This is a genomic window from Bradyrhizobium jicamae (assembly GCF_018130215.1).
Classification (GTDB): domain Bacteria; phylum Pseudomonadota; class Alphaproteobacteria; order Rhizobiales; family Xanthobacteraceae; genus Bradyrhizobium; species Bradyrhizobium jicamae_A.
Genome location: NZ_JAFCKQ010000025.1, coordinates 59,634 through 85,194 on the forward strand (window position 1 = coordinate 59,634; position 25,561 = coordinate 85,194).

Here is a 25,561-nt window from a genome sequence, read left to right on the forward strand (position 1 = left end):
CGACGCTTCAGCCGCCACGGGGGGCCGGCTTCCGTCCGAACGGAAATGGCTCTAGTGCCGGCCACCCTCCAGATAGGCGGAGCGGATTTCGGGGCGCTGCAACAACTCGGCGCCGGTCCCGGCCAGCGTGATCAGGCCGTTGACCATGACGTAGCCGCGATTGGCGAGCTTCAGCGCATGGTTGGCGTTCTGCTCGACGATCAGCACGGTGAGGCCGTCCTGCCGGTTCAGCGTACGGATCGCCTCGAAGATCTGCTTGGCGATCAGCGGTGCAAGGCCGAGCGAGGGCTCGTCCAGCATCAAGAGGCGCGGCCGGCTCATCAGGGCGCGGCCGATCGCGAGCATCTGCTGTTCGCCGCCCGACAGCGTGCCGCCGCGCTGCGCAATGCGCTCCTTGAGCCGCGGAAACAGCGCAAACACCCGCTCGAGCCCGGCCTCGCGCTCGGCCTCGCTCGTTTCGGTCGCATCCGCGCCCATTTGCAGGTTCTCCGCCACGCTCATGCGCGGGAAGATGCGCCGTCCCTCGGGCGACTGCGCAATCCGCATCCGCGCGATCTCGTGGGTCGGCGCGCCGGTGATGTCGCGGCCGTCATATTCGATCCGGCCGGCGCGGGCGCGCGGCCTGCCGAAGATCGTCATCATCAGCGTCGATTTGCCGGCGCCATTGGCGCCGATCAGGGCGACGATCTCGCCGGGATTGATCTCGACGTCGACGCCCTTCAGCGCCTCGATCTTGCCATAGGCCGCCCGCAGCCCACGCACCGCGAGGAGGGGTATAGTGGTGGTCGCCGCGCTCAATTGGCCTTCTCCATCACGGCGATCGCCTCGTCCTCGTCGGCGCCGAGATAGGCGGCGATCACCTTGGGATCGTCGCGCACGGCCTGCGGCGTGCCTTCGGCGATCTTGACGCCGTAGTCCATGACCACGACGTGATCGGAGATCTCCATCACGACCGACATGTCGTGCTCGATCAGCAGGATCGAGGTGCCCTGCTCGGCGCGGATCGACAGCAGCAATTCGTTGAGCGCGCCGCTTTCGCGCGCATTCAGGCCGGCTGCCGGCTCGTCGAGGCAGAGCAGCGTGGGCTCGGTGCACATCGCGCGGGCGATCTCGAGACGGCGCTGGTCGCCATAGGCGAGGTTGCCCGCCGCATCATCGGCGCGATCGAGCAGCCCGACGCGCGCCAGCCAGGTCCGCGCCAGCTCAATGGCGGCTCGTTCGGCGCTGCGCCATGACGGCGCGCCGATCAGGCCGAGCACGGTCAGGCCGGAGGCGCGCATCAAGGCGTTGTGCTGCGCCACCATCAGGTTCTCGAGCGCGGTCATGCCTGGAAACAGGCGGATGTTCTGGAAGGTGCGGGCGACGCTGGCCTGCTTGGAGATGCGGAAATCGTTGAGCCGCTCGAGATGGATGGTGCGACCGTCATCGTGGTTGAGGCGGATCGCGCCACCGCTCGGGCGATAGAACCCGGTGATGCAGTTGAACACCGTGGTCTTGCCGGCGCCGTTCGGTCCGATCAGCGCGGTGATCTTGCGCCGGTCGGCGTTGAAGGAGAGATCGTTGACGGCGACGATGCCGCCGAAGCGCATCATCAGGTGTTCCACGGTGAGGATCGGGGCGTCGCTCATCCGTGGCCCTCCTTGACGAGATCGGACGAGATCGCCTCGCTGCGTTCCAGATACACGGTCGGCGCACGGTGTCCGACCAGGCCGCGCGGCCGCCAGATCATCAGGATCACCATCGCCATGCCGAACACCAGCATGCGGTACTGATCGAAGCCGCGGAACAATTCGAAGCCGCCTATCATCGCCAGCGCCGCAAGTGCCACGCCGAGCTGCGAGCCCATGCCGCCGAGCACGACGATCGCGAGCACCAGCGCCGATTCCTGGAAGGTGAAGGATTCCGGGCTGATGAAGCCCTGCCGCGTGGCGAAGAACGCGCCGGCAAAGCCGCCGAACATGGCGCCGGTGGCGAACGCGGTCAGCTTGGTCGTGGTGGTGTTGATGCCGAGCGCGCGGCAGGCTACCTCGTCCTCGCGCAGCGCCTCCCAGGCGCGGCCGATCGGCAGCCGCCGCAGCCGGATCGTCACCCAGTTGGTGAGCAGCGCCATCGCCAGGATCAGATAGAACAGGAAGACGAGGCGATGCGTCGGCGAGAACTCGATGCCGAGCTTGGCGGCGAGCCCGTCATCGCTGTTGTCGAGCGGGATGCCGAACAGGGTCGGGCGCGGAATGCCCGATACGCCGTTGGGGCCGCCGGTCAGGCTCTGCCAGTTGGTGATGACGAGGCGGATGATCTCGCCGAAAGCGAGTGTGACGATCGCCAGGTAGTCGCCGCGCAGACGCAGCACCGGGAAGCCGAGCAGCACGCCCCAGAACGAAGCCAGGATGCCGGCGAGCGGCAGGCAGACCCAGAACGACAGGCCGAAATTGGTGGCGAGCAGCGCGTAGGAATAGGCGCCGACGGCGTAGAAGGCGACGTAGCCGAGGTCGAGCAGGCCGGCGAGGCCGACCACGACGTTGAGCCCCCAGCCCAGCATCACATAGGTCAGCACCAGGATGGCGAGGTCGAGAATGTAGCGCTGGTGGTAGAAGATGACGGGGACGAACAGTGCGAAGGCCAGCAGCGCCGGCGCCAGCCAGTGCCCCACGAACGACATCGCCGCGCGGACCGGCTTCGGCACGACCTTGTCGGTCTCGACTGGTCCGAACCATTGCCGCAGCAGCTCGACGATGATGCTGCCGCCGAACACGACACCCACCATGGTGGCGAGGTCGCCGAACCGCGTCCAGTAGATCAGGCCGCCCTGATTGCCGGCTTCGGTGCGGATGCCGATCATCAGTGAGAACAGGACCAGCGCGACCAGCGCGCTGATCAGGGCTTTCTTGAGGATGAAGGCGCTGCCGAGAGGCTGCGAAGTGTGCGACGAGGTTGCTGGGGTGACGCTCACTGAGGACTGTCCGTCAGACTTTTTCGACTTCGGGACGACCGAGCAGGCCGGTCGGCATGAAGATCAGCACCACGATCAGGATCGAGAACGCGGCGACGTCCTTGTACTCGACCGAGAAATAGGCCGACCAGAACGTCTCGATCAGCCCGATCGCGAGCCCGCCGAGCATCGCGCCCGGCAGCGAGCCGATGCCGCCGAGCACGGCTGCGGTGAACGCCTTGATGCCGGCGACGAAGCCCATGAAGAAATCCACCACGCCATAATAGAGCAGGTACATTATGCCGGCGACGGCGGCGAGCGCCGCGCCGATCACGAAGGTCATCGAGATGGTGCGGTCGACGTCGACGCCGAGCAGTGCGGCCATGGTCTGGTCCTGCTCGCAGGCGCGCATGTCGCGGCCGAGCCGGGTGCGCGAGACCAGCCAGGTGAACAGGGCAAGCACCACGATGGTGGCGACCACTACCAGGATCTGGACGTTGGAGAGCTGCACCGCGAAGCCACTGGCGCCTTCATGCAGCGTGTAACCGCCGGCGATGATCGGCGGCACCGGCTTGACCCGCGCGCCCTGCGACACCTGCGAGAAGTTGACCAGGATGAACGACATGCCGATTGCGGAGAGCATCGGCGCGAGGCGGAACGAATGCCGCAACGGGCGGTAGGCGATCCGCTCGATGGTCCAGCCATAAAGCGAGGTGATCGCCATCGAAACCAGCAGCACGATCAGCAGGATCACCGGAATTGCGGTCAGCCCGAACGAGACCAGGATCAGGAACGTGATCAGTGCGATGAAGCCGCCGATCATGAAGATGTCGCCATGAGCGAAATTGATCATGCCGACGATGCCGTAGACCATCGTGTAGCCGATGGCGATGAGGCCGTAGATTGAGCCGAGTACGAGGCCGTTGATCAACTGCTGGGCGAAATAATCCATGCGCTGCCGTCGCTCGAAGAATGACGCGACCAGGGCCCCCTCGGCAGCCTGATCCGTCGCGTCGTGTCATTTTCTAACAGCGGAATACCGCTGGCGGCAACAGCGTCGCGCATGGCCCGGAGGATTTGTACATAGGTAGTTTGGCGGGTGAGGTTCCTTGGTCACACGGTGCCAGGCTCCGCCTTGGAATGATCGCGACGGAACCGGAGTTCCCTGCGCAACCTCGGACGATGCGGCCGCAATGTCTCTGCTGCCATGCAGCAGGGATCATCCCGAATGAGCAGCCAGAACCCGAACCCGGCTCAGCAGAACCGGAATCCGGGTCGGAAGCCGGTCAACAGCAGCAGGATCCGGGCGGTCAACCGGCACTGCTAATTCGGAAAAAGGCGAAGTTGAGCGCAACAGAAGGGGCTCGCCGCGAGCGGGACCCTTCTTTTTTGGCTCGTTTTGACAGGCCCTCCGTGGTCTCCCGACAATCCCCAGGCGATCCCCAAAAAGCCGCCAAGGCAGTTAAGGTAAACGAAGGGTTTAAATTGCCGCTGGCTGTCTAACGGCGTTACCTCGCTCCCCAAGCCCGTTGCCCGTCCCCGGGGCCGTGGCAAGCATTGGGAAGGCTTCATGTCCAGCAATTGGCGGATTAGTTCACTCAACGGCGCGTTGCTCGCGACCTATTTCATCCCGGTCTGGACCGTCATTGCGCTCAGCATCATGGTGTCGCCGATCCACGGGCTCTATGAGCGGCCAAGCGTCTCGATCGCGCTGTATGCCAGCGACCACATGCAACTCGCCAAGATGGCGACGGTGCGGCTCGCCTGGCTGCTCGCGCTGGCGCGCATCACCGTGGTGGCGTTCTTCGCGGTGTTCCTCGCCATGGTCGTGTTTCCGTCGAAGCGCAAGAGTGGGGCCGCGGACGAGGCGCTTGCGGTTGCGCTTTGCCTCGGCAGCGTGCTCAGCTTCGCCAGCATGCTGCTGGCCTCGAAGGTCGGCGAGATGGAAGCGCTGCGCGTGCATGCCGCCGAGCTGCTGATGCTGCTCGGCACCGCGATCGTGATGCTGGTGGAGACCTCGCCAAAGCGAACCGCGGAGGCTGATACCGCCGGGGCCAGCGCGCCGGCCGGCGAGCTATTGCTTCAGCAGCCCTAGTTCTGTGATGATCGCGTTTGCTTCCTTGACGGCGTGATTGGCCGCAGGCACTCCGCAATAGATCGCCTGCTGCAGCAGGATTTCCTTGATGTCGTCGGGCGTGAAGCCGCCCTCGGCGAGCGCCGCGCGGACATGCAGGCGGAATTCGTCCCACTGGCCGAGCGCGACCATGGTGCCGATGACGAGCACCCGCCGCGTGCGGTGATCGAAATGCGGCCGCGTCCAGATCTCGCCCCATGCATAGCGCGTGATCAGGTCCTGGAAGTCGGTGTTGAACGTGTTGCGGCTGGTGATCGACCTGTCGACCCATTCATTGCCGAGCACCTTGCGGCGTTGCACCATGCCGTCGTCGCGGCGCTGATTGTCGTCCATTGCGAGCCCTCCTGAAATCGTAGCCGGATTTCGCTGCGCTCCATCCGGCTACGCAGCCTTCGTCGGCGCTCCTTGCTAGCGTTGCGTGAGAAAGCCGACCACGGCTTCGGTGAAGGCGTGCGACTGCTCGACATTGGAGATGTGCGCGGCGTCGAGCAGCGTCATGCTGGCGCCGGGAATACCGCTGCGGATCAGCTCCGCCGCCGAGACCGGTGTTGCCATGTCCTGGCGTCCCGCGATCACCAGCGTCGGGCTCTTGATGTTCGGCAGCAGCGCGCGCTGGTCGAGGGTGGAGAGCGCCTCGCAGCAGGCGAGGTACCCCTCGACCGGCGAGGCCAGCAGCATCGCCTTCATGTTGGCCGCGGTCTGCGGCTCACGCTCGCGGAAGTCGGCGGTCAGCCAGCCTGATATCACGGCGTCGGCGACAGCGGCGATGCCGCCTTCCTTCACCGCCTTGATGCGGTTCAGCCAGTTGGTCGGATCGGGATAATAGCAGGAGGTGTTGGCGAGAATGATCTTGCCGAAGCGCTCGGGTGCCTTGGCGCCGAGCCATTGCCCGACCATGCCGCCCATCGACAGGCCGCACCAATGCACCTTCTCGATGTTGAGATCGTCGAGGATCGCAAGCACGTCGCGGCCGAACCGCTCCATCGAATAGGGCCCGGGCGGAACGCTCGATTTGCCGTGGCCGCGGCGGTCATAGCGGATGACGCGGAACAATTGCGTCAGCGCCGGCATCTGCGGCTCCCACATCTTCAAGGTGCAGCCGAGTGAATTCGACAGCATCAAGGTCGGACCGCCATCACGGCCGTCGACCTGGACGTTAAGCAGGCACCCGTCGGCGTCGATCATGGGCATCGGACAGTTCTCCGGTTTTTCATGGCTGGTCGAGCGTGGTCAGCAGGCGGTCGATCAGCGCCTGCGAGGCGCCCTGATAGGCCATCGGCTCGAACAGTTTTGCAATGGTGGCGGCGTCGAGATGCGCGGTGACTTGGGCGTCCGCACTCAGCACGTCGCGCAAATGCGTTTTCGCTGCGACCGCCGCCTTGCTCGCAGCCTCGATCAGGTGATGCGCGTCGCTCTTGCCGATCTTTTCGGCGAGCGCGAAGGTGACCGCTTCCGCCATGATCAGGCCGCCTGTCGCGTCGAGATTGAGGCGCATCCGGGCCGCATCGACCTCCAGCCCCTCGGCGAGATCGACGACCGCTGCAAGCGCACCCGAGGTCACCAGCATCAGGCCAGGGAGCGCCGGCCATTCCGCATGCCAGGGGCCGGCGCTGCGCTCGTGATCCTGCACCTGTGCGGCGAAGATGGTCGCGGCGAGGTTGGGGGCCATGGTGGCGGAGCCGAGCGCGCTGGCCGACGCGACCGGGTTGCGCTTGTGCGGCATGGTGGAGGAGCCGCCGCGGCCGGCGCCCGCCGGCTCGAAGGCTTCGCCGACGTCGGTCTGCATCATCAGCGAGACATCGCGCGCGATCTTGCCGCAGCTGCCCGCAATGATCGCGAACACCGACGCAGCCTCTGCGATGCGGTCGCGATGGGTATGCCAGGGTGCATCGGGCAATGGCAGGTCCAGCTCCTCTGCGAGTTGCCCGGCGACCGCGAGTCCGTTGTCGCCAAGCGCGGCCAGCGTCCCGGCGGCACCACCGAATTGCAACGCCAGCGCCTCGCTGCGCAGCCGTTGCAGACGCTTGCGCGAGCGGTGCAGCGCCGCGGCGTATTCGGCGAGCTTGAGCCCGAACGGCATCGGCAGGGCATGCTGCAGCCAGGTGCGCGCCACCACGGCGGTGTTGCGGTGCGTGCGTGCCAGATTTGCGAAGCCGGCGACGGCGCGATCGAGGTCGGCGAGCAGCGCATCGATCCCGGCGCGCAGGCTCAGCATCGTGGCGCTGTCGATGACGTCCTGGCTGGTGGCGCCCCAATGAACATAGCGGGCGGCCTCGCTATCGGCCTTCGCGACCTCGGCCGTCAGCGCCTTGACCAGGGGGATTGCCAGATTGCCGGACCGCGTCGCGGCCTCGGCGAGCTCTGCGATGTCGAATGATTCGCTCCGGCAGGCGGCGCCGATCGGCCCCGCGGCCGTTGCGGGAATCACACGGACGGCGGCCTCGGCGCGGGCGAGGGCGGCCTCGAAGTCCAGCATGTGCTGGAGCGTCGTGGCATCGTCGCACACCGCGCGCATCGCGGCGCTGGACAGCATCGGGGCCAGCAGGGGGGAGAGGGCTGTGCTCATGTCGCGCGACCTAACCATTCCGCAGAGCGCCTGCCAATGCCCGGGAATGGTTTGCCGCGGTTTTCAACCGGACCAGCGGATAGCGCGATTTCGTGAACGAGGCGACGGTCTTGCTGCGGTTGCGAATATGCATCGCTCATCCTCCGAAGGTGCCCTTTCCTTTGCCCGCCGGCTGCTTTACTTGGGACCTCAGGTTCTAGCGATCGAGGAGGTCCCCATGGCCATGACGATGACCGGCGAAGTCCAGCTTGCGGCGCCGCGCCAGGCTGTGTGGGACAAGCTCAACGACCCCGAGGTTCTGAAGGCCTGCATCCCCGGCTGCGAGGAGCTCGAGAAGACCGACGAGCACGGCTTCCGGGCGACCGCAAAGATGAAGGTCGGGCCGGTCTCCGCGCGCTTCAAGGGCAAGGTCACCCTGAGTGATCTCGATCCGCCGAACGGCTACAAGATCACGGGCGAGGGCGAGGGCGGGGTTGCCGGCTTCGCCAAGGGCGGCGCGACTGTGGGGCTTGCCGACAAGGATGGCGGCACGCTGCTCAGCTACAATGTCGAGGCGCAGATCGGCGGCAAGCTCGCTCAGCTGGGCCAGCGCCTGATCAACGGAGCCGCCAAGAAACTCGCCGACGAGTTCTTTGCCAATTTCGCCAAAGCAGTGCAGAGTTGAGGCAGTGCAGGGCTAGCCCTGCTCGCAGGCTGGCCTTCCCAGGTCCGGCCATGCCCTGGACGGGTGGCTCGAAAGGTTGCCCATCCGGGGGCCCGCCCATATTATGCCGTCTGGAATGATTTAAACCGCCTGCGCCGCCGATATGCGGTGGTGCAGATAAGAGAGTGCTGATGGCCAAGATTTCCATGATCGTGAACGGCAACCCCGTCAACGCGAACGTCGACCCCCGTACCCTTCTGGTCCAGTTTCTGCGCGAAAGCCTGCGGCTGACGGGGACCCATGTCGGTTGCGATACCTCGCAGTGCGGCGCCTGCGTCGTGCATCTCGACGGCAAGGCGGTGAAGTCGTGCACCACCCTCGCGGTCATGGCCGACGGTCATGAGGTCAGGACCATCGAGGGACTGGCAGCCGACGGCGCGCCACTGCATCCGATGCAGGAGGCTTTCCGCGAGAATCACGGGTTGCAGTGCGGCTTCTGCACACCGGGCATGATCATGACCGCCGTCGACCTGGTGCATCGCAAGGGCCATGACCTCAGCGACGAAATGATCCGCGAGGAGCTGGAAGGCAATCTGTGCCGTTGCACCGGCTACCAGAACATCGTTGCTTCGATAGCCGCCGGGGCCAAGGCGATGGCCAAGTCGGACCTCGCCTGAAGTCGGATCCCGCTGAGGATCGGACCTCGCCCAGTCAACCGACATCGCTTTCCGCGATCAGGACATTCCAATGTACGAATTCAAATATCATCGTCCGGCGACCGTGCGGCAGGCCGCCAACCTTCTCGTCAAGAACGAGGACGCCAAGCTGATCGCCGGCGGCCACACTCTGGTGCCGGTCATGAAGCAGCGGCTCGCCAGCCCGCCGCATCTGGTCGATCTCTCCCATATCGATGGCCTAGACACGATCGAGATGAAGGGCCGTGCGCTCGCGATCGGCGCCACCGCCAAGCACGCCGACGTCGCCAGCTCCGCGACGGTCCGCGAGGCGATCCCGGCGCTTGCCGAACTGGCCAGCCTGATCGGCGATCCCGCGGTGCGTCACCGCGGCACGATCGGCGGCTCGCTCGCCAACAATGATCCGACCGCTGACTATCCGGCCGCGGTGCTGGCGCTCGGCGCCACCATCGTCACCAACAAGCGCCGGCTGAAGGCCGAGGAGTATTTCCAGGGCCTGTTCTCGACCGCGCTGGAGGACGACGAGATCATCACCAGGGTGATGTTCCCCCTGCCGAAGAAGGCGGCCTATGTGAAATTCCGCAACCAGGCCTCGCGTTATGCGTTGGTAGGTGTGTTCGTGGCCAAGCGTCCGTCGGACGTGCGGGTCGCGGTGACCGGTGCGGGCTCCGACGGCGTGTTCCGCGTCGCTGCGTTCGAGGAGGCGCTGAAGAAGCGATTCTCGCACAAGGTGCTCGAAGGCCTGACTGTTCCCCCCGATGGCCTGAACAGCGACCTCCACGGCAGTGCCGAGTACCGCGCGCATCTGATCGGCGTGCTGGCGCGCCGGGCCGTGGAAGCCGCGACCGCCAAGGACTAAATACCAAGGCGTGATGTTGCTAACCCCTGCTCCAAGATTGGCTGTTCCATGAGTGCATCGGCGTTACCCACTTCCGTCGATGCCCTGCTGGAGCTCTTGACGTCGCGCGGCTACCTTTCCGAGCGATCGCTGGCGACCGTGACCTATCTCGCGCTGCGCATGGGCCGCCCGCTGTTCCTGGAAGGCGAGGCGGGCGTCGGCAAGACCGAGATCGCGAAGGTCCTCTCGGCGGCGCTAGGACGCAAGCTGATCCGCCTGCAATGCTATGAAGGCCTCGACGTCGCCTCCGCCGTCTATGAGTGGAGCAGCGCGGCGCAGATGATCGCGATCCGGCTCGCGGAAGCTAGCGGCGACACCGACCGCGACCAGCTCGCCAGCGACATCTTCGCCGAACGCTTCCTGATCAAGCGGCCGTTGCTGCAGGCGCTCGAGCCCGACGTTGCGGGCCCGCCGGTGCTCCTGATCGACGAACTCGACCGCGCCGACGAGGCGTTCGAGGCGTACCTGCTGGAGATCCTCAGCGACTTCCAGGTGACCATCCCCGAGCTCGGCACCGTGAAGGCACCGGAGCCGCCGATCGTGATCATCACCTCGAATCGCACCCGCGAGATCCACGACGCGCTGAAGCGCCGCTGCCTCTATCACTGGGTGGACTATCCCACAGCCGAGCGCGAGCTTGCGATCGTCAAGTCGCGGGTACCCGGCATCTCGGCAAAGCTGTCGCAGCAGGTCGTGCGCTTCGTGCAGGCGCTGCGCGATCAGGATTTCTACAAGTCGCCGGGCGTGGCCGAGACCATCGACTGGGCGACCGCACTGTCCGAGCTCGACGCCCGCTCGCTGACGCCGCAGGTCGTCGGCGACACGCTGGGCGCGCTGCTGAAGTACCAGGACGATATCGTGCGCATGCAGGGCGATGCGCTGCAGAAGACCTTGAAGGAAGCGACGAGCGACTAGCCGTCATTCCGGGGCGGCGCGTCAGCGTCGAACCCGGAATCTCGCGCCACGAGCTCCAGATTCCGGGTTCACGCTTCGCGTGCCCCGGAATGACGAGGCAAGACACCGATGGCGATCAATCACCTTGCGCCTCCGACCGGGCATATGGCCGACAACGTCGTCGGCTTTGCCCGCGCGCTGCGTGCGGCCGGCCTTCCGGTGGGGCCGGGCTCGGTGATCGATGCGCTCAACGCCCTGCAACTGATCGAGGTCGGCCACCGCGCCGACTTCTACGCCACGCTGGAAGCGATCTTCGTCAAGCGGCACGAGCACGCGCTGATCTTCCGCCAGGCCTTCGACCTGTTCTTCCGTGCCGCCGAAGAGTGGAAGAGCATGCTCGACTCGGTGCCGTTGCCCGATCACGCCAAGAAGAAGCCGCCGCCGGCCTCGCGCCGCGTCCAGGAGGCGATGTCGCAGCCTGCGATGCGCGAGGAGCGGCCGCAGGCCCAGGAGCAGGAGCTGAAGCTCTCCGTCTCCGACAAGGAGATCCTGCAGAAGAAGGATTTCGCGCAGATGACCGCGGCGGAGATCGCCGAGGTGACGCGCGAGATCGCCCTGATGCGGCTGCCGCAGGCCGAGCTCGTGACCCGCCGCTACCAGCCCGATGCGCGGGGCTTGCGGCTCGACATGCGCCGCACGGTGCGCAACTCGCTGCGCACCGGCGGCGAGATCATCGATATCAGGAAGCTCGGACGGATCGAGAAGCCGGCGCCGATCGTGGCGCTGCTCGACATCTCCGGCTCGATGAGCGAGTACACCCGCCTGTTCCTGCACTTCCTGCATGCCATCACCGACGCCCGCAAGCGGGTCTCGGTGTTCCTGTTCGGCACCCGCCTGACCAATGTGACACGCGCATTGCGGCAGCGCGATCCCGACGAGGCGCTTGCGAGTTGCTCGTCCTCCGTCGAGGACTGGGCCGGCGGCACGCGGATCGCGACCTCGCTCCATTCGTTCAACCAGCTCTGGGCCCGCCGGGTGCTCGGGCAGGGGGCGATCGTGCTCCTTATATCCGATGGACTAGAACGGGAGGCGGATGCGAAACTGGCCTTCGAGATGGACCGGCTGCATCGCTCCTGCCGCCGCCTGATCTGGCTGAACCCGCTGCTGCGCTATTCCGGCTTCGAGGCCAAGGCGCAGGGCATCAAAATGATGCTGCCCCACGTTGACGAATTTCGCCCGGTGCATAACTTGACGTCTATCAAGGGGTTGATCGAGGCCCTGTCTGCCGCGCCGCCAGCGCATCACCGCAGCCTGATCCGCTCCGTAGCCTAAAAAACCTGACCCATAGCAGGAGGCCACCATGCTGAACCGCGACGAAGACATCCTCCAGGCCGCCGAGACCTGGCAGAAGGCGGGCCACGGCGTGGCGCTGGCCACCGTGGTGGATACCTGGGGTTCGGCGCCGCGCCCCGCCGGCTCGAGCCTCGTCATCAATGACGAAGGCACGTTCCTGGGCAGCGTTTCGGGCGGCTGCGTCGAGGGCGCCGTGGTCACCGAGGCGCTCGACGTGATCGCCAGCGGCCAGCCCAGAATCCTGGAATTCGGCGTCGCCGACGAGACGGCCTGGAATGTCGGCCTGTCCTGCGGCGGCACCATCCGCGTGTTCGTCGAGAAGGTCGGCTAGCCGTGAAGCTCGAGACCCTGAAAGAGCTCAACGCCGAGCGCGCCGCGCGCCGCCCGGTCATCGTCATCACCGACACCGCCAGCGGCGAGCAGCGCCTGGTGAAGGCAAAGGACATCGCCACCGACCCGCTGCGCGCCGAGCTTGCAAAGCAGCTGCGGATGGGCAAGAGCGGCAATGTCGAAGCCGCCGGCAAAAAACTGTTCCTCAACGTCTACGCGCCGACCGCGAAGCTCGTGATCATCGGCGCGGTCCATATCAGCCAGGCGCTGGCGCCGCTGGCCCGCTCGCTCGACTACGACGTCACGGTGGTCGATCCGCGCACCGCGTTTGCCAGCCCCGAGCGCTTTCCCGACGTGCCGCTGGTCGCCGAGTGGCCCGACGTTGCACTGCCGCCGCTCAACGTCGATCACTACACCGCCTTCGTCGCGGTGACGCATGATCCGAAGATCGACGATCCGGCGCTGATGCACGCGCTCGATCGCGACTGCTTCTACATCGGCGCGCTCGGCTCGCGGAAGACCCATGCCAAGCGCGCCGAGAGGCTGCGCGCGCAGGGTGCGAAAGACAGCGACATCGCGCGCATCCATGCGCCTATCGGCCTCGATATCGGCGCGGTGTCGCCGGCGGAGATCGCGGTCGCCATCATGGCCGAGATCACGGCGCAGCTGCGCCTTGCTCCCAGGGAAAAAGAAGAAGCAGCATGAAATTCGGTCCCGCCAGTCCGGCCGACGCGATTGGCGGCGTCACCGTCCATACGCTGCGCCAGGGCGCGCTGGTGCTCAAGAAGGGCACCACGATCGGCGCTGCCGAGGTCGAGGCCCTCACCAGGGCGGGCGTCACCGAAGTCGTCGTGGTGCGGCTGGAAGAGGGCGACGTCTCCGAGGACACGGCTGCTGCCAGCATCGCGCAGGCCGTGGCAGGCGAGGGCGTCAATGTCGAACGCGCCTTCACCGGCCGCGCCAATTTGTTCGCGGCGCGTCCCGGCGTGCTGGTGGTCGACCGCGCCGCGGTCGACCGCATCAACGGTGTCGACGAGGCCATCACCTTCGCGACGCTGGCGGCATTCAAGCCGGTGGTCGAAGGCGAGATGATCGCGACCGTCAAGCTTATCCCGTTCGGTGTCGAGGGCAGGCTGCGCGATGCTGCCGTCGCGGTGGCAGGCCGGGACGCGCTGCGCGTCGCGCCCTACGCGATCAGGAAGGTCGGCGTGGTCTCGACGCTGCTGCCGGGCCTCTCGCCGAAGGTCATCGACAAGACGCTGCGCGTCACCGCGGAGCGTCTCGCGCCGGCCGGCGCGACCATCATCGCCGAGCGTCGCGTGCCGCATGATGAGACCGTGCTTGCGGATGCGATCAAGGAATTGCTCGGCCTGGGCGCCGAACTCGTCATCGTGTTCGGCGCGTCCGCGATCGCCGACCGGCGCGACGTGATCCCGGCGGCCATCGCCGGGATCGGTGGCGCGGTCGAGCATTTCGGCATGCCGGTCGATCCCGGCAATCTGCTTCTGATCGGCAGCGCCGGCGGCGTGCCGGTCCTGGGCGCGCCCGGCTGCGCACGCTCGCCGGTCGAGAACGGCTTCGACTGGGTGTTGATGCGACTGCTCGCCGGCATCAAGGTGACGCGATCGGATCTCACCGGCATGGGCGTCGGCGGCCTGTTGATGGAGATCGTGACCCGGCCGCAGCCGCGCACCGTTCCCGACACCGAGGGCAATCGCAGCGTCGCGGGAATCGTGCTCGCAGCCGGGCGCTCGACCCGGATGGGCGGCCCCAACAAGCTGCTCGCCGAACTCGACGGCAAGAAGCTGGTGCGCATCGTCGTCGAGCAGGCGCTGGCGTCGAAAGTATCGGAGGTGATCGTCGTCACCGGCCACCAGGCTGATCTGGTCGAGCAGGCGCTGACGGACCTGAAGGTGACGTTCGTCCGCAATCCGGATTTCGCCGGCGGCCTCGCAAGCTCGGTGAAGTCAGGCATCTCCGCCGTCTCCGACAAGGTCGACGGCGCCATCGTCTGCCTCGGCGACATGCCGCTGATCGATGCGCAACTGATCGACCGCCTGATCGACACGTTCGCGCCCGACCGCGGTCACCTGATCGCGGTGCCCGTCAGCGAGGGCCGCCGCGGCAATCCGGTGCTGTGGTCGCGCCGCTTCTTCAAGGAATTGATGACGCTCGACGGCGACATAGGGGCGCGCCATCTGATCGCCAAGCACGCCGAGGCGGTCGCCGAAGTTCCGGTCGAGGGCGACAGCGCCTTCCTCGACATCGACACCCCGCAGGCACTGGAAGCGGCGAGGCGCGGCTAACGCCGAGCGGCGCGCCTTCATCCGTCGTTCACCATCTGGAAACGACCCGAGGCTAGATTCGCGCCGGGCCTTGGGGGATTTCCGTCTTGATCATTTCGACTGCCGCCGCGCAGCGCCGCGCGTTGATTGTGCTTGTCCTGACATTGCTGGTCGGCGCCGCGCGCTTCGTGGCGGACAATTTCGTCAGAGATGCCCACGCGGCCGGCGCATTTGCGATCGGCAAGTGCGGCGCGTATGGCCAGGCCTATGACTACCCGGCGGAAGCGGCCGCGCGGACCGCAGCACTGAAGCATTGCAAGGGCGACTGCACGACCGTGACCATGAAGCGTGCCTGCGCCGCGTTCGCGGTCGACATGACCAATCCCTGCGGCGCGCACGGTTATGCCGTGGCACCGAAGATCTCGAACTCGCTGAATGCCGCGACGAAGAAGTGCTACGAGTATGGCGGCAAGGAATGCGTGATCCGCGCCTGGGCCTGCGACGCCAGGGGCTAGCATGATCCGGAAAAGTGTGTAGCGGTTTTCCCTCGCGACAAACGCGGAACGCGTTTGCGCGGAGATCATGCTCACGCAAAGAACCAAAGTGCGATGACGATTCAGCCTTATATCATCGCGCTTGAGAGGCGACGGCAGGAGTTGTTTTGTTTCTCCGATTGCAGCGCTGCGCCGGATTTCTTTCCGGTCCGGCCGATCGGCCCGGCCGGTGCCGGCGGCAAGGTATGCGTCGTCAGGACTGGTCCTGACCGACGCTCGGCCGCTAGACTTGCGGCATGCAATTCGACACCAAGATCGCGGTTATCATCCGCACCGACCTGGAAGTCTGGCAGAAGCTCAACGTCGCATCGTTTCTGGCCGGCGGTATCGCGGCTTCCTTTCCCGAATGTATCGGCGAGAATTATCGGGACGGCTCGGGAACCAGCTACCTGTCCCTGATCGGACAGCCGATCCTGATCTATGGCGCCGATCGTGCCGCACTGTCACGTGCGCTGGAACGCGCGCTGGCGCGCAACGTGCGGCCTGCGCTCTACACCGAGGACATGTTCAGGACAACGCATGATGCGGCCAACCGCGAGGTGGTCAGGGCGGTCGCGCGTGCCGAACTCAACCTCGTCGGGCTCGCCATCCGTGCCGAGCGCAAAGTGGTCGACAAGATCGTCGACGGGCTGAAATTTCACAGCTAGCGCGTTTTCGAGCGAAGTTGAGGCCAATTCGCGCGAAGAAAACGCGTTAAAACCGGAACCAGCCGACTGTTGTCGGCGAAGCCGGAACAATACGGCAGGTACGGCTCTCGGCTCTTTTCTGAATATGAGATTGTGTCTATGACTGTTTGTGATTTTGGTCGGCCAAACCATCGGCCAAAACCTGATCTGGAACTCAGCTGGAAACTTGGGCAAAAGCCGGTAGCTTGATCGCGGGACAATGCGGCGCCAATACTGGATTCTGTTCGCTTGTGCCGTGCCGGTCTACTTTGCGGTCGCGGCGTGGCTGTCGTTCGCCGCGGGTCCGGCGCTCGTGGAGCCTGATGTGCGCGGCGAGCGACACGAGTTGATCCGGCCGTTCATCCCGTTCAATTCCACGTTCGCCATGACCAGCGTCGATCCCTGGTTTGGTGACCTTGCCGACGTTCCCGGGCAATTCGATGCCAGTTCGCCGATCATCCTCTACGAGGACGACAGGCCGCTCGGTCCCGCTCACAGCACGCCCCATTCCGACATCTCCACGCTCGGCCATGGGCGCTTCTCGCACTGGAAGGGCAATTTTTCCACTTTCGTGTTCTCGTCCAGCGACAACACCGACCCCCGGACCAACGGTCGGACCTATTGGGCGGTGAAGCCGCCGATCGCGAAGGGCTCCGGCGTTGTCCCGGATGTGTCGGGAGAGAAATATCTGCTGAAGCGGCCATTCGCTCGATTCGGAAAGTCGTCCTTCGCGGTCGTCGCCAAGGATGAGTGGTTCGCCGACTCGGCCGATACTCCGGGGCAGTTCGACGCGACCTCGCCTGTCATGATCTACGAGGACGGCAAGCCGCTTGGACCTGCCCACAGCACGCCCCACGACCAGATCGGCAGCCTTGGCCATGGCCGCTTCTCTCACTGGAAGGGCACGGACAACTCCATCTTCGTTTTCTCGTCCAGCGACAACAGCGACCCCGAAACCAACGGCCGAGACTACTGGGTGGTCAGGCCTCCGGTGAAACGGTCGGGGATCGTGTCCGATGTGCGCGGCGAGGAGCATCCGCCCAAATGACCGTTCAGCCGCTTCGGCGGCACAACTCCCGCCGATTCACATAAGGCCGCTGAGAGCATCGAACGAACGCGCTGCCGTCTCTGGAACACTGGATCACCCGCGTGCGCAGGCGCGGGTGATGGCACCGAACTTGCCATGGGATCACGCCACAAACTCACGTCGTCCTGACTTTCGCCGGCACGAGGTCGGGATGAATTTGACGTTGACAATGACTGACCAGTCAGTCATAATGAGATATGACAAAACGCACCAAGCGATCGCCCCGGAGTTCGTCCGAAACCACCACCCGGGCCGCCACGGCCAGGGTCCCGAAGGTGGCATCGGCACCGCTCCGCCCGAAGCCGGCGGCGAACCGCGCCGAGAAATCGGCGGAGCGACGGGCGGCGATCGTCGAGGCGGCGATGGAGGAGTTCATCGCACGCGGCTTTGCCGCAACCCGGCTCGACGACGTCGCGAAACGGGCAGGGGTCGCCAAGGGCACGATCTATCTGCATTTCACCGACAAGGAATCGATGTTCGAGGAGCTGATCCGTACGGCGATCGTGCCGTTGATCGGCAACATCACGATGGCGCCGCCCGGAGGCTCGGTGCGCGAGACGATCGAGCGGTTCGCCGCGACCTTCATTCACGAAGTCGTCTCGACGCGGCGCGGCGACATCATCCGCCTGATCGTCGCCGAGGGGCCGCGCTTCCCGGCGATTGCCGATTTCTACTTCCGCGAGGTGGTGTCGAGGGGGCTCGCCGGCATCACCGCATTGATCCAGCTCGGGGTCGCCAGCGGCGAAATCAGGCAGAAGGAACTTGCACGATTCCCCCAACTGCTGGTCGCGCCCGCGATCGTTGCGGTGATCTGGCAGAGCCTGTTCGCGAGGCACGCACCGCTCGATGCGATCGAAATGTTCAAGGTTCATCTCGATCTGATTTTTGGCGAACGGAGGACAACATGACCTCGTCGCGCATGATGGCATCATTGCTCGTGCTCGTTCTGGCGACCGCGCTCGCCGGCTGCCAGGAGAAGCGCGATCCCGGTTTCCAGGGCTGGGTCGAGGCCGACATGATCTTCGTCAGTCCCGACGAATCCGGCCGCGTGACGAAGCTCAACGTGCACGAGGGCGACGAGGTCAAGCCCGGTGACCTGCTTTATACCGTCGACGACGATCTGCAGAAGGCCGACCTCAACCAGAACAGCGCGACGCTGGCGAATGCACAGCAGACCTACGATCGCGCAGTCTCCTTGCGGGGTACCGGCGCCGGGACCCAGGCCAATCTGGATTCCGCCGTCTCGGCGCTGCGCGTTGCGGAGGCGCGCGTCAACACCTCGCAGACCCGGCTCGACCGCCGCAAGGGCCTTGCTCCGATCGCGGGCACCATCCAGCAGATCTATTTCCGCGAGGGCGAGATGGTGCAGGCGCAGCGGCCCGTGCTGTCGATCATGCCGCCGGGCAACATGAAGCTGCGCTTCTTCGTGCCGGAAACCGAGCTGCCGAAGCTCGCGCTCGGCGACGAGGTGAGGGTGACCTGCGATAACTGTGCCGCCGACCTCACCGCTAAAATCTATTTCATCGCCACCACGGCGGAATACACCCCGCCCGTGATCTACAGCCTCGATGAACGCAACAAGCTGGTCTATCTGATCCAGGCGCGGCCGAGCCGGCCCGACGTCTTGCGGGTCGGGCAACCGATCAGCGTCTATCCCAATGCCAAGACGCCGATGGCGGACCGCCGATGAACGGCGCCCCCACCAGCGCGCGGCCCGACGCGTCTCGCATCGCCATCGATGTGAAGGGCCTGTCGAAATCGTTCGGCGGGCGCGAGGTCGTGCATGATCTCTCGATGCAGGTGAAGCGCGGCTCGATCTACGGTTTCCTCGGCCCCAACGGCAGCGGCAAGACCACGACGATCCGCATGCTGTGCGGCCTCCTGACGCCCGACAGTGGCGAGGGAAGCTGCCTCGGCTACGACATCCGGCGCGACGCCGACAAGATCAAGCGCAAGGTCGGCTACATGACCCAGCGCTTCAGCCTGTACCAGGATCTATCGGTGCGCGAGAACCTCGAATTCGTCGCGCGGCTCTATGGGTTATCCGATGCGCGCGGTGCCGCGCGCGGCATGATCGCGCGCCTTGGGCTCGCTGGCCGCGAGGATCAGCTTGCCGGCAATCTCTCCGGCGGCTGGAAGCAGCGGCTCGCGCTCGGCGCCTGCACGCTGCCGAGCCCGCAATTGCTGCTGCTGGACGAGCCGACCGCCGGCGTCGATCCGAAGGCGCGGCGCGATTTCTGGAACGAGATCCACGCGCTCGCCGCCGAGGGCCTCACCGTGCTGGTCTCTACCCATTACATGGACGAGGCCGAGCGCTGTCACGAGATCGCCTACATCGCCTATGGCAATCTCCTGGTCCACGGCACGGTCGACGAGGTGATCGCGAACTCGGCGCTTTCGACCTGGACCGTCACGGGCGAGGACTTCAACGGGCTGATGGCCGAGCTCACCGCCAAGCCCGGCGTCGACATGGTGGCGCCGTTCGGCACCAGCCTGCACGTCTCGGGTCGCGACAGGGCGGCGCTCGAGGCCGCCATCTCCCCCTATCGCAGCAATGCGAAATGGCACTGGCAGGCCAGCGAGCCGTCGCTCGAAGACGTGTTTATCGACCTGATGGGGCGCTCCAGGGACAATTTCCAATGAGTGCAACCGATACGATCCGGAACGGTGAGGCGAGGCAGCCGGCCTTCGGTTTCTGGCGGCGCAGCTATGCAATGCTGGTCAAGGAATTCATCCAGCTTCGCCGCGACCGCGTCTCGTTTGCGATGATCATCATGCTGCCGGTGATGCAGCTCACGCTGTTCGGCTATGCGATCAACACCACGCCGCGCAATCTGCCGACGGCGGTGCTGATGCAGGAGGATTCCGACCTCGGCCGCTCGATCCTGAAGGCGATGGAGAACACCGCCTATTTCCGCTTCACCCGCGAGGTTCACACCGTCGCGGAGTTCGACGAACTGCTGCTATCCGGCAAGGTGCTGTTCGGCGTCGAGATCCCGCGCGGTTTCGAGCGCGCGGTGCGGCGCGGCGACAAGCCAGCACTGCTGGTCGCGGCCGACGCCACCGATCCGGTCGCGGCCGGCTCAGCGCTCGGCGCGCTCGGTCCCCTGGTGCAGTCGGCGCTGGATCATGACCTGCATATCGGCGATCCGCCGGAGATGCCGTTCGAGATCCGCACCCACGCCCGCTACAATCCGGCGGCGGATTCCCGGCTCAACATCGTGCCGGGCCTGGTCGGGACCATCCTCACGATGACCATGCTGATCTTCACCGCGCTGTCGGTGACGCGGGAGATCGAGCGCGGCACCATGGAGAGCCTGCTGTCGATGCCGATCAAGCCGGTGGAGGTGATGTTCGGCAAGATCATCCCCTATGTGATCGTCGGCTTCATCCAGGCCGCGCTGATCATCGGCATCGGCATCCTGCTGTTCGGGGTGCCGATCCTCGGCAGCCTGCTGCTGCTGGCGGCGCTGACGACGCTCTTCATCACCACCAACCTGTCGATCGGCTACACCTTCTCGACCATCGTGCAGAACCAGCTGCAGGCGATGCAGCTCTCGATGATGTTCTTCCTGCCGAGCATCCTGCTCTCGGGCTTCATGTTTCCGTTCGCGGGCATGCCGGTCTGGGCACAATATATCGGCGAGGGCCTGCCGTTGACCCATTTCGTGCGGATCGTGCGCGCCATCATGCTGAAGGGCGCGGAGATGCAAAACCTGCAATACGACACAATTGCGCTCGCCGCCCTGATGCTGCTCGCCATGACCATCGCCGTGACGCGCTTCCGCCGCACGCTCGATTGAGGTTATGATGGAGACCGTCGATGATCGTCATTCCGGGACGGTGCGAAGCATTGAACCGGGATGTGCGATAGCACATCCGAGAATCTCGAGATTCCGGGGTCGCTTCGCGCCCCGGAACGACGAGGGTGGGGGAATGGCGGGATTCTGGAGCACCAAGAACAGACGCGACACGACCGTATCAGGCGACTTCCATCACGCCCTGATGCAGGAGGTGATGACCACCGAGCTGCTTCGCATCAAGGTCTTGATCGGCATCGCCGCGGCGTTCTCGGTCATCACCTCGGCGATCTACGTCCTGGCGCCGGAGGCGTTGGTCCGGGTGTGGCATGGCAATTTCAAGCCCTCCTATATCTATTCCGTCATCGGGCCGTTCATCCTGTTCGAATTGTGGGTGCACGGCGCGATCAGCCGGTACATGAAGCAGGGCCGCGATCTGCCGGTGATCCGGCGCTATATCGGCGCGTTGATCGAGACGTCGATGCCGACCGTCGCGCTCGCGCTGCATATCGACAGCATGGGCCCGGTCGCGGCGCTCGGCTGGGTTGCTCCGCTGGTCTATTTCATCTTCATCATCGCCTCGACCCTGCGGCTGGACTTCTGGCTCTCGACCTTCACGGGCTTCGTCGCGGCGTCGGAGCTGTTTTATATGGCGATGTATTATCGGCCAGATGGGACGTTGGATCCCGAGCCGGACCTGTTCTACCACGCCGCGCGCAGCGTCGTGATCCTGATCGCCGGCGTGCTCGCCGGGACCGTCGGCATGCAGCTCCGGCGGCAATTTGGCGCGAGTATCCTCGCGGCCACCGCGCGCGACCGCATCACCAATCTGTTCGGCCAGCACGTCTCGCCGCAGGTGGTCGAACGCCTGATGACGGAGGGCGCGAGCACCGAAAGCGATATCCGCCGCGTCGCGGTCATGTTCGTCGACTTCCGCAGCTTCACTGCAAGCGCGCGCACGCGCTCGCCGCAGGAGGTGGTCGATCGGCTCGACGGCGCCTTCGCGGTGCTGGTCGACATCCTTGACCGTCACGGCGGCATCGTGAACAAGTTCCTCGGCGACGGCTTTCTCGCGCTGTTCGGCGCGCCGTTCGAAACCGGCGATGCCGCGCATCATGCGGTGGCGGCCGCGCGCGAAATGCTCGCCGCCAACGATCGCGTCAACGCGACCTCGAGCTGGCCGCTGCGCATCGGCATCGGCATCCATATCGGCGAGGTCGTCGCCGGCAATATCGGATCGCCACGGCGCAAGGAGTACACCGTGATCGGCGACACCGTGAACTTCGCCGCGCGGCTCGAGGCGCTCAACAAGGAGCTCGGCTCGCAATTCCTGATCTCGTCAGCGGTGCGCGATGCGCTGGGAGACGATTGCAGCGACGCGGTGCCGCGCGGCGAGGTGCCGGTGAGGGGCTACGACCGTCCGGTGGCGGTCTGGCAGCTCGGGTAGCGAACGGGTATCGAGTAGAACATGATCCGGACAAGAGTGAAGCGGAGTGCAATTGCACCGAGTGCTCTGAAGGGCCGCGTTGCAGCCGTGTTACGATGCATGCGATCCGGCCGATATCGGCCGGCGTGGCATGAGGACGAGCACGATGCAGCGGCGCTATATCACTGTCGACGTATTCACGGATCGGGCGTTTGGTGGCAATCCGCTCGCCGTGGTGCTTGACGCCGCCGGGCTGTCGACGGCGCAGATGCAGGCGATCGCAACCGAGTTCAACTATTCCGAGACGACCTTCGTGCTGCCGCCGCAGGACGCCGCGAACGACGCCCAGGTCCGCATCTTCACGATGCGTTCCGAAATCCCGTTCGCGGGCCATCCCAATGTCGGCACTGCGTTCGTGCTGGCGACGCGGGCGGCAAAGGCGCCGGCGCGGCTGAAGTTCGAGGAGAAGGCCGGTCTGGTGCCGGTCGAAATCCTGTCCGAGCAGGGCCGGGTGATCGGCGCCGAACTGACGGCGCCGCAACCGCTGCAGCGGACCAACGAGGTGGGCGCGGCGGAGGCGGCAGCGCTGCTCTCGCTGTCGGCGAGCGACGTCAAGACCGACCGTCACGCGCCGCAGGTGGTCTCGGTGGGCCTGCCGTTCCTGGTGGTCGAGATCGCGTCACGCGAGGCGGTGAAGCGCGCCCGGCCCGATGCTGCGGCCTTCGCGGAGGCGTTGCCGCGGATCGGGCGCGACGTCATCTATTTCTACACCCGCGACGTTCCCGCGAACGAGCAGCCGCTCGACCTGCAGGCGCGTATGTTCCACCCCGGCGCGAGCGGCATTTCCGAGGATCCCGCCACCGGCAGCGCGACGGCGGCAGCCGCGGCGCTGCTCGCGGATCTCGACGCGACGCGTGACGGTGACCTGCGCTTGCGCATCGGGCAGGGCGTCGACATGGGCCGGCCGAGCCTTCTGCTGACGCGGGTGCGAAAGCAGGGCGGCGCCATCACGTCGGTGCATGTCGGCGGAGCCTGCGTGAAGATGATGGAAGGAACGCTGACCGTAGCGGGTGAAGGCTAGAGAGCGTTGCGGCCGGCGTGAAGTAAACGCGTCAAGCCAAGAGTCTAAATCTGCGGCGCCGCCAGGTTCTCGACCTTGACGCCGTCGCGATCCTCGATGATCTCGGCGATCCATTGCCGGTGGCAGTGGGAATGATCGCGCTCGTAGCAGAGGATGCAGACCGGGCCGGATGTCTTGACCAGCGACGACAGCTCGTCGAGTTCCTCCTTCGCCTGTACCGTCTTCAGGTGCGCAGAATAGATCTTGCGCAGCACTGCGTATTGCCCGCTGCGCGCTGCTTCACGGCCGCTCTTTGGCGTGCCGAGGCCGCGCAGGTGAAGATAGGCGATGCCGCGTCCGTCGAGGCCGGCGGCGAGCTGGTTCTTGGAAAATCCTGGTCGGCGCGACGAGGCGATGGCGCGGACGTCGACCAGCAGCCTGACGCCGGCCCGCTCCAGCTCGTCGAGCACCGCCTTCGACGGCGTCTGCTCGTAGCCGATAGTGAACAGCGTCTTCGCTCTCGCCATCCCAGTTCCGCCTATTTGACGCGTTCGATCAATTCCATCGCACCCGCCGGCGCGCGGACCTTGCCTTCATGGATCACATAGGCGAACACGTCGCGCGGCGCCTTCCGCGGCTTGGTCTTGTCGACGCGCGGCAGGTCGTCCGGCTCGCCGCCCCCGGCCCAGTCCTGCAAACGTCTGGCCCACGCATCGAGCTGCTTCGGCGGATAGCAGGTCGCGAGCTCGTCATTGCCCTTCTGCAGCCGCGCATAGACGAAATCGCTGGCGACGTCGGCGATCGCCGGATACTTGCCGTGCTCGGCGAACACCACGGGGATTTCGAATTCGCGCAACAGCGCGACGAACTCGGGGACGCAGAAGCTGTCGTGCCTGACCTCGACGACGTGACGCAGCGCGCGGCCGTCGAGCTTCTTCGGCAACAGCTCGAGGAACTTGCCGAAATCGGCGCCGTCGAACTTCTTGGTCGGCGCGAATTGCCACAGCACCGGCCCGAGCCGGTTCCTCAGCTCGAGGACGCCCGAGTCATAGAAGCGCCTCACGGAGTCGCCGGCCTCCGCCAGCACGCGGCGGTTGGTGGCGAAGCGGGGCCCCTTCAGCGAGAAGATGAATCCGTCGGGCACCTCGCTGGCCCATTTGCGGAAGCTCTCCGGCTTCTGCGATCCGTAATAGGTGCCGTTGATCTCGATCGAGGTCAGCTTCGACGCGGCGTAAGCGAGCTCCTTCGATTGCGCGAGCTTCTCCGGGTAGAACACCCCGCGCCACGGCTCGAAGGTCCAGCCGCCGATGCCGATGTAGATGCTGCCTGCGTCGTTCTTGGTGGTCTTGTTGGCAGGAGGCTTGTTGCCGGGAGTCTTGTTGGTAGCAGTTTTGGCCACGACCGCACTCATCGCGAGGAGGGAACGGGGATCGAGAGTAGTCAAAATAATCGTGATTGGCCAGTTTGCCAGAATGGCGCGGCAGTGGTTATCGTGGTTATTCGTGTTGGCTAGGATGCGAAAAAGCGGGAGAACAACAATGCGCACTCTGGTTGCGGCCGTCCTCTTGATCACGTCGTCGGCGGCAATCGCCGACGAGGTCGACGACGCCCACAAGCTCGCCATCACCGGCCGCGATGCCTATTGGAGTTGCCTCGCCCGCGAATATCCCCGCGACACCAACAAGACGATGTCCGACCAGGAGTTCACCTCGCTGATCGCCTCGGTCTGTCCGTCGGAGCGGCAGAATTTCCGGGTATCGCTGATCGACTTCCTGGCGCTGCAGTTCCCCAAGGAGGATGCCGACGCGCACCTCGCAACCGCCAATCGCGCCATCGAGCTCGCGCAGAAGGACATCGTGACCGCCTTCGTCCGGCGCCGGGCCGCGGTCAAATAGCCGTCCAGATCCTGTTGCCGCCGCTGGTTTCTTGATATCAATCCTGGCGCAGGCAAGGGGAACGGTCGACATGAATTCACAATCGACGGCTGGCTTTTTGGGTACCCTGGTCGCGGCCGTGGTGCTGGCGGCGGCGTTCATATACGGGCCGTCCCCGAGCCAGATTCGCAACCCCCAGCCGGCCGCGGCGCGGCAGCCGGCGCCCGTCGCGGTGCCCGCGCCGGCGCCGACGCCACGAGGACCGGTGATCCGCGAGGTCCCGAACAACTAGCGCCGTCCGGACACTCGCGCCGTGCCCTTGCGGAATGGCCGAGGCCTCCCCATTTGGTCGCTAACGGTGACGTTGC

At 65.5% G+C, this 25,561-nt stretch carries 29 protein-coding genes; 20 read left to right on the plus strand and 9 right to left on the minus strand.

Annotation, left to right across the window (positions count from 1 at the left end; genetic code table 11):
• Positions 1-51: 51 nt before the first annotated feature.
• From JQ586_RS24445 to JQ586_RS24460, 4 genes are read right to left on the minus strand one after another with little or no spacing between them, the layout of a single operon-like run.
• Positions 52-798: an ABC transporter ATP-binding protein gene (locus tag JQ586_RS24445; protein ID WP_212397163.1), complete on the minus strand. Its 747-nt coding sequence runs from the start codon at positions 796-798 to the stop codon at positions 52-54.
• Positions 795-1,628 carry an ABC transporter ATP-binding protein gene (locus JQ586_RS24450; protein WP_212397164.1) on the minus strand — a complete coding sequence of 278 codons (834 nt, stop codon included), beginning with the start codon at positions 1,626-1,628 and terminating at the stop codon, positions 795-797. Before JQ586_RS24450 ends, JQ586_RS24445 begins: the two co-directional genes overlap by 4 nt.
• Positions 1,625-2,950 carry a high-affinity branched-chain amino acid ABC transporter permease LivM gene (gene livM / locus JQ586_RS24455; RefSeq protein ID WP_212397165.1) on the minus strand — a complete coding sequence of 442 codons (1,326 nt, stop codon included), beginning with the start codon at positions 2,948-2,950 and terminating at the stop codon, positions 1,625-1,627. Before livM ends, JQ586_RS24450 begins: the two co-directional genes overlap by 4 nt.
• Positions 2,951-2,963: 13 nt before the next feature.
• The gene (locus tag JQ586_RS24460; protein ID WP_212397166.1) at positions 2,964-3,881 is read right to left on the minus strand and encodes an ABC transporter permease subunit; all 918 of its coding nucleotides are present in this window, start codon (positions 3,879-3,881) and stop codon (positions 2,964-2,966) included.
• 618 nt (positions 3,882-4,499) lie between these two features.
• On the opposite strand from JQ586_RS24460, the gene JQ586_RS24465 reads away from it, so the two are divergent.
• On the plus strand, positions 4,500-5,024 hold the full coding sequence (locus JQ586_RS24465) for a hypothetical protein (protein WP_212397167.1): 525 nt from the start codon (positions 4,500-4,502) through the stop codon (positions 5,022-5,024).
• Here JQ586_RS24465 and JQ586_RS24470 read toward each other — a convergent pair.
• The 3 genes from JQ586_RS24470 to JQ586_RS24480 form a co-directional block, all read right to left on the minus strand.
• Positions 5,004-5,396: a carboxymuconolactone decarboxylase family protein gene (locus tag JQ586_RS24470; protein WP_212397168.1), complete on the minus strand. Its 393-nt coding sequence runs from the start codon at positions 5,394-5,396 to the stop codon at positions 5,004-5,006. The two genes, JQ586_RS24465 and JQ586_RS24470, sit on opposite strands and share 21 nt — an antisense overlap.
• A 75-nt stretch (positions 5,397-5,471) precedes the next feature.
• Positions 5,472-6,254: a 3-oxoadipate enol-lactonase gene (pcaD, locus tag JQ586_RS24475; protein ID WP_212397169.1), complete on the minus strand. Its 783-nt coding sequence runs from the start codon at positions 6,252-6,254 to the stop codon at positions 5,472-5,474.
• Positions 6,255-6,273: 19 nt separating this feature from the next.
• A complete protein-coding gene (locus JQ586_RS24480) occupies positions 6,274-7,629 on the minus strand; it encodes a 3-carboxy-cis,cis-muconate cycloisomerase (RefSeq protein WP_212397170.1) in 1,356 nt (451 codons plus the stop codon).
• A gap of 217 nt (positions 7,630-7,846) precedes the next feature.
• Between JQ586_RS24480 and JQ586_RS24485 the strand changes: the two genes are divergently transcribed.
• From JQ586_RS24485 to JQ586_RS24565, 17 genes are all read left to right on the plus strand, one after another.
• The gene (locus JQ586_RS24485; protein WP_212397171.1) at positions 7,847-8,293 is read left to right on the plus strand and encodes a carbon monoxide dehydrogenase subunit G; all 447 of its coding nucleotides are present in this window, start codon (positions 7,847-7,849) and stop codon (positions 8,291-8,293) included.
• A gap of 170 nt (positions 8,294-8,463) precedes the next feature.
• Positions 8,464-8,949 (plus strand): (2Fe-2S)-binding protein, encoded by a 486-nt coding sequence (locus JQ586_RS24490; protein WP_212397172.1) that lies wholly within the window; start codon positions 8,464-8,466, stop codon positions 8,947-8,949.
• A 70-nt stretch (positions 8,950-9,019) separates the two neighbouring features.
• The gene (locus tag JQ586_RS24495) at positions 9,020-9,826 is read left to right on the plus strand and encodes a xanthine dehydrogenase family protein subunit M (protein WP_212397173.1); all 807 of its coding nucleotides are present in this window, start codon (positions 9,020-9,022) and stop codon (positions 9,824-9,826) included.
• 48 nt (positions 9,827-9,874) lie between these two features.
• A complete protein-coding gene (locus JQ586_RS24500) occupies positions 9,875-10,780 on the plus strand; it encodes a MoxR family ATPase (RefSeq protein ID WP_212397174.1) in 906 nt (301 codons plus the stop codon).
• Between the two features lie 108 nt (positions 10,781-10,888).
• Positions 10,889-12,091: a VWA domain-containing protein gene (locus tag JQ586_RS24505; protein ID WP_212397175.1), complete on the plus strand. Its 1,203-nt coding sequence runs from the start codon at positions 10,889-10,891 to the stop codon at positions 12,089-12,091.
• A 28-nt stretch (positions 12,092-12,119) separates the two neighbouring features.
• Entirely contained in the window at positions 12,120-12,443 is a 324-nt protein-coding gene (locus tag JQ586_RS24510) for an XdhC family protein (protein ID WP_212397176.1), read from the plus strand.
• Between the two features lie 2 nt (positions 12,444-12,445).
• A complete protein-coding gene (locus JQ586_RS24515; protein ID WP_212397177.1) occupies positions 12,446-13,147 on the plus strand; it encodes an XdhC family protein in 702 nt (233 codons plus the stop codon).
• Positions 13,144-14,748 carry an NTP transferase domain-containing protein gene (locus JQ586_RS24520; RefSeq protein WP_212397178.1) on the plus strand — a complete coding sequence of 535 codons (1,605 nt, stop codon included), beginning with the start codon at positions 13,144-13,146 and terminating at the stop codon, positions 14,746-14,748. Before JQ586_RS24515 ends, JQ586_RS24520 begins: the two co-directional genes overlap by 4 nt.
• A gap of 89 nt (positions 14,749-14,837) precedes the next feature.
• The gene (locus tag JQ586_RS24525) at positions 14,838-15,242 is read left to right on the plus strand and encodes a DUF4189 domain-containing protein (RefSeq protein ID WP_409334524.1); all 405 of its coding nucleotides are present in this window, start codon (positions 14,838-14,840) and stop codon (positions 15,240-15,242) included.
• Positions 15,243-15,517: 275 nt separating this feature from the next.
• Positions 15,518-15,928, plus strand: coding sequence for a DUF2000 family protein (locus JQ586_RS24530; protein WP_212397180.1), 411 nt, complete (start codon positions 15,518-15,520; stop codon positions 15,926-15,928).
• Positions 15,929-16,166: 238 nt separating this feature from the next.
• Positions 16,167-16,994 (plus strand): hypothetical protein, encoded by an 828-nt coding sequence (locus JQ586_RS24535; RefSeq protein ID WP_212397181.1) that lies wholly within the window; start codon positions 16,167-16,169, stop codon positions 16,992-16,994.
• Positions 16,995-17,230: 236 nt separating this feature from the next.
• Complete coding sequence (locus tag JQ586_RS24540) at positions 17,231-17,941, plus strand: TetR/AcrR family transcriptional regulator (protein WP_212397182.1); 711 nt, start codon at positions 17,231-17,233, stop codon at positions 17,939-17,941.
• Positions 17,938-18,723 (plus strand): HlyD family secretion protein, encoded by a 786-nt coding sequence (locus tag JQ586_RS24545; RefSeq protein WP_212397183.1) that lies wholly within the window; start codon positions 17,938-17,940, stop codon positions 18,721-18,723. The genes JQ586_RS24540 and JQ586_RS24545 overlap by 4 nt, the downstream gene beginning before the upstream one ends.
• Positions 18,720-19,676 carry an ABC transporter ATP-binding protein gene (locus tag JQ586_RS24550; RefSeq protein WP_212397184.1) on the plus strand — a complete coding sequence of 319 codons (957 nt, stop codon included), beginning with the start codon at positions 18,720-18,722 and terminating at the stop codon, positions 19,674-19,676. The genes JQ586_RS24545 and JQ586_RS24550 overlap by 4 nt, the downstream gene beginning before the upstream one ends.
• Positions 19,673-20,836 (plus strand): ABC transporter permease, encoded by a 1,164-nt coding sequence (locus JQ586_RS24555; RefSeq protein WP_212397185.1) that lies wholly within the window; start codon positions 19,673-19,675, stop codon positions 20,834-20,836. The genes JQ586_RS24550 and JQ586_RS24555 overlap by 4 nt, the downstream gene beginning before the upstream one ends.
• Before the next feature lie 133 nt (positions 20,837-20,969).
• Positions 20,970-22,280: an adenylate/guanylate cyclase domain-containing protein gene (locus JQ586_RS24560; RefSeq protein ID WP_212397186.1), complete on the plus strand. Its 1,311-nt coding sequence runs from the start codon at positions 20,970-20,972 to the stop codon at positions 22,278-22,280.
• Between the two features lie 145 nt (positions 22,281-22,425).
• The gene (locus JQ586_RS24565) at positions 22,426-23,340 is read left to right on the plus strand and encodes a PhzF family phenazine biosynthesis protein (RefSeq protein ID WP_212397187.1); all 915 of its coding nucleotides are present in this window, start codon (positions 22,426-22,428) and stop codon (positions 23,338-23,340) included.
• Between the two features lie 44 nt (positions 23,341-23,384).
• Here the strand turns inward: JQ586_RS24565 and JQ586_RS24570 are convergent, their stop codons facing one another.
• The gene (locus JQ586_RS24570) at positions 23,385-23,846 is read right to left on the minus strand and encodes a DUF488 family protein (RefSeq protein WP_212397188.1); all 462 of its coding nucleotides are present in this window, start codon (positions 23,844-23,846) and stop codon (positions 23,385-23,387) included.
• 11 nt (positions 23,847-23,857) lie between these two features.
• Complete coding sequence (locus tag JQ586_RS24575) at positions 23,858-24,730, minus strand: DUF72 domain-containing protein (RefSeq protein WP_409411007.1); 873 nt, start codon at positions 24,728-24,730, stop codon at positions 23,858-23,860.
• Positions 24,731-24,857: 127 nt separating this feature from the next.
• Between JQ586_RS24575 and JQ586_RS24580 the strand changes: the two genes are divergently transcribed.
• Positions 24,858-25,214, plus strand: a complete 357-nt coding sequence (locus tag JQ586_RS24580; protein ID WP_212397189.1) for a hypothetical protein — start codon at positions 24,858-24,860, stop codon at positions 25,212-25,214.
• A 70-nt stretch (positions 25,215-25,284) separates the two neighbouring features.
• Positions 25,285-25,485 carry a hypothetical protein gene (locus tag JQ586_RS24585; protein WP_212397190.1) on the plus strand — a complete coding sequence of 67 codons (201 nt, stop codon included), beginning with the start codon at positions 25,285-25,287 and terminating at the stop codon, positions 25,483-25,485.
• Positions 25,486-25,561: the final 76 nt, after the last annotated feature.

Excerpts from the sequence above, each read along its gene's own strand:
- JQ586_RS24450 (WP_212397164.1), bottom strand. The coding sequence starts at position 1,628 with ATGAGCGACGCCCCGATCCTCACCGTGGAACACCTGATGATGCGCTTC.
- JQ586_RS24460 (WP_212397166.1), bottom strand. The coding sequence starts at position 3,881 with ATGGATTATTTCGCCCAGCAGTTGATCAACGGCCTCGTACTCGGCTCA.
- JQ586_RS24465 (WP_212397167.1), top strand. The coding sequence starts at position 4,500 with ATGTCCAGCAATTGGCGGATTAGTTCACTCAACGGCGCGTTGCTCGCG.
- JQ586_RS24470 (WP_212397168.1), bottom strand. The coding sequence starts at position 5,396 with ATGGACGACAATCAGCGCCGCGACGACGGCATGGTGCAACGCCGCAAG.
- pcaD (WP_212397169.1), bottom strand. The coding sequence starts at position 6,254 with ATGCCCATGATCGACGCCGACGGGTGCCTGCTTAACGTCCAGGTCGAC.
- JQ586_RS24480 (WP_212397170.1), bottom strand. The coding sequence starts at position 7,629 with ATGAGCACAGCCCTCTCCCCCCTGCTGGCCCCGATGCTGTCCAGCGCC.
- JQ586_RS24485 (WP_212397171.1), top strand. The coding sequence starts at position 7,847 with ATGGCCATGACGATGACCGGCGAAGTCCAGCTTGCGGCGCCGCGCCAG.
- JQ586_RS24490 (WP_212397172.1), top strand. The coding sequence starts at position 8,464 with ATGGCCAAGATTTCCATGATCGTGAACGGCAACCCCGTCAACGCGAAC.
- JQ586_RS24495 (WP_212397173.1), top strand. The coding sequence starts at position 9,020 with ATGTACGAATTCAAATATCATCGTCCGGCGACCGTGCGGCAGGCCGCC.
- JQ586_RS24500 (WP_212397174.1), top strand. The coding sequence starts at position 9,875 with ATGAGTGCATCGGCGTTACCCACTTCCGTCGATGCCCTGCTGGAGCTC.
- JQ586_RS24505 (WP_212397175.1), top strand. The coding sequence starts at position 10,889 with ATGGCGATCAATCACCTTGCGCCTCCGACCGGGCATATGGCCGACAAC.
- JQ586_RS24510 (WP_212397176.1), top strand. The coding sequence starts at position 12,120 with ATGCTGAACCGCGACGAAGACATCCTCCAGGCCGCCGAGACCTGGCAG.
- JQ586_RS24520 (WP_212397178.1), top strand. The coding sequence starts at position 13,144 with ATGAAATTCGGTCCCGCCAGTCCGGCCGACGCGATTGGCGGCGTCACC.
- JQ586_RS24530 (WP_212397180.1), top strand. The coding sequence starts at position 15,518 with ATGCAATTCGACACCAAGATCGCGGTTATCATCCGCACCGACCTGGAA.
- JQ586_RS24535 (WP_212397181.1), top strand. The coding sequence starts at position 16,167 with ATGCGGCGCCAATACTGGATTCTGTTCGCTTGTGCCGTGCCGGTCTAC.
- JQ586_RS24540 (WP_212397182.1), top strand. The coding sequence starts at position 17,231 with ATGACAAAACGCACCAAGCGATCGCCCCGGAGTTCGTCCGAAACCACC.
- JQ586_RS24545 (WP_212397183.1), top strand. The coding sequence starts at position 17,938 with ATGACCTCGTCGCGCATGATGGCATCATTGCTCGTGCTCGTTCTGGCG.
- JQ586_RS24550 (WP_212397184.1), top strand. The coding sequence starts at position 18,720 with ATGAACGGCGCCCCCACCAGCGCGCGGCCCGACGCGTCTCGCATCGCC.
- JQ586_RS24555 (WP_212397185.1), top strand. The coding sequence starts at position 19,673 with ATGAGTGCAACCGATACGATCCGGAACGGTGAGGCGAGGCAGCCGGCC.
- JQ586_RS24560 (WP_212397186.1), top strand. The coding sequence starts at position 20,970 with ATGGCGGGATTCTGGAGCACCAAGAACAGACGCGACACGACCGTATCA.
- JQ586_RS24565 (WP_212397187.1), top strand. The coding sequence starts at position 22,426 with ATGCAGCGGCGCTATATCACTGTCGACGTATTCACGGATCGGGCGTTT.
- JQ586_RS24570 (WP_212397188.1), bottom strand. The coding sequence starts at position 23,846 with ATGGCGAGAGCGAAGACGCTGTTCACTATCGGCTACGAGCAGACGCCG.
- JQ586_RS24575 (WP_409411007.1), bottom strand. The coding sequence starts at position 24,730 with ATGAGTGCGGTCGTGGCCAAAACTGCTACCAACAAGACTCCCGGCAAC.
- JQ586_RS24580 (WP_212397189.1), top strand. The coding sequence starts at position 24,858 with ATGCGCACTCTGGTTGCGGCCGTCCTCTTGATCACGTCGTCGGCGGCA.
- JQ586_RS24585 (WP_212397190.1), top strand. The coding sequence starts at position 25,285 with ATGAATTCACAATCGACGGCTGGCTTTTTGGGTACCCTGGTCGCGGCC.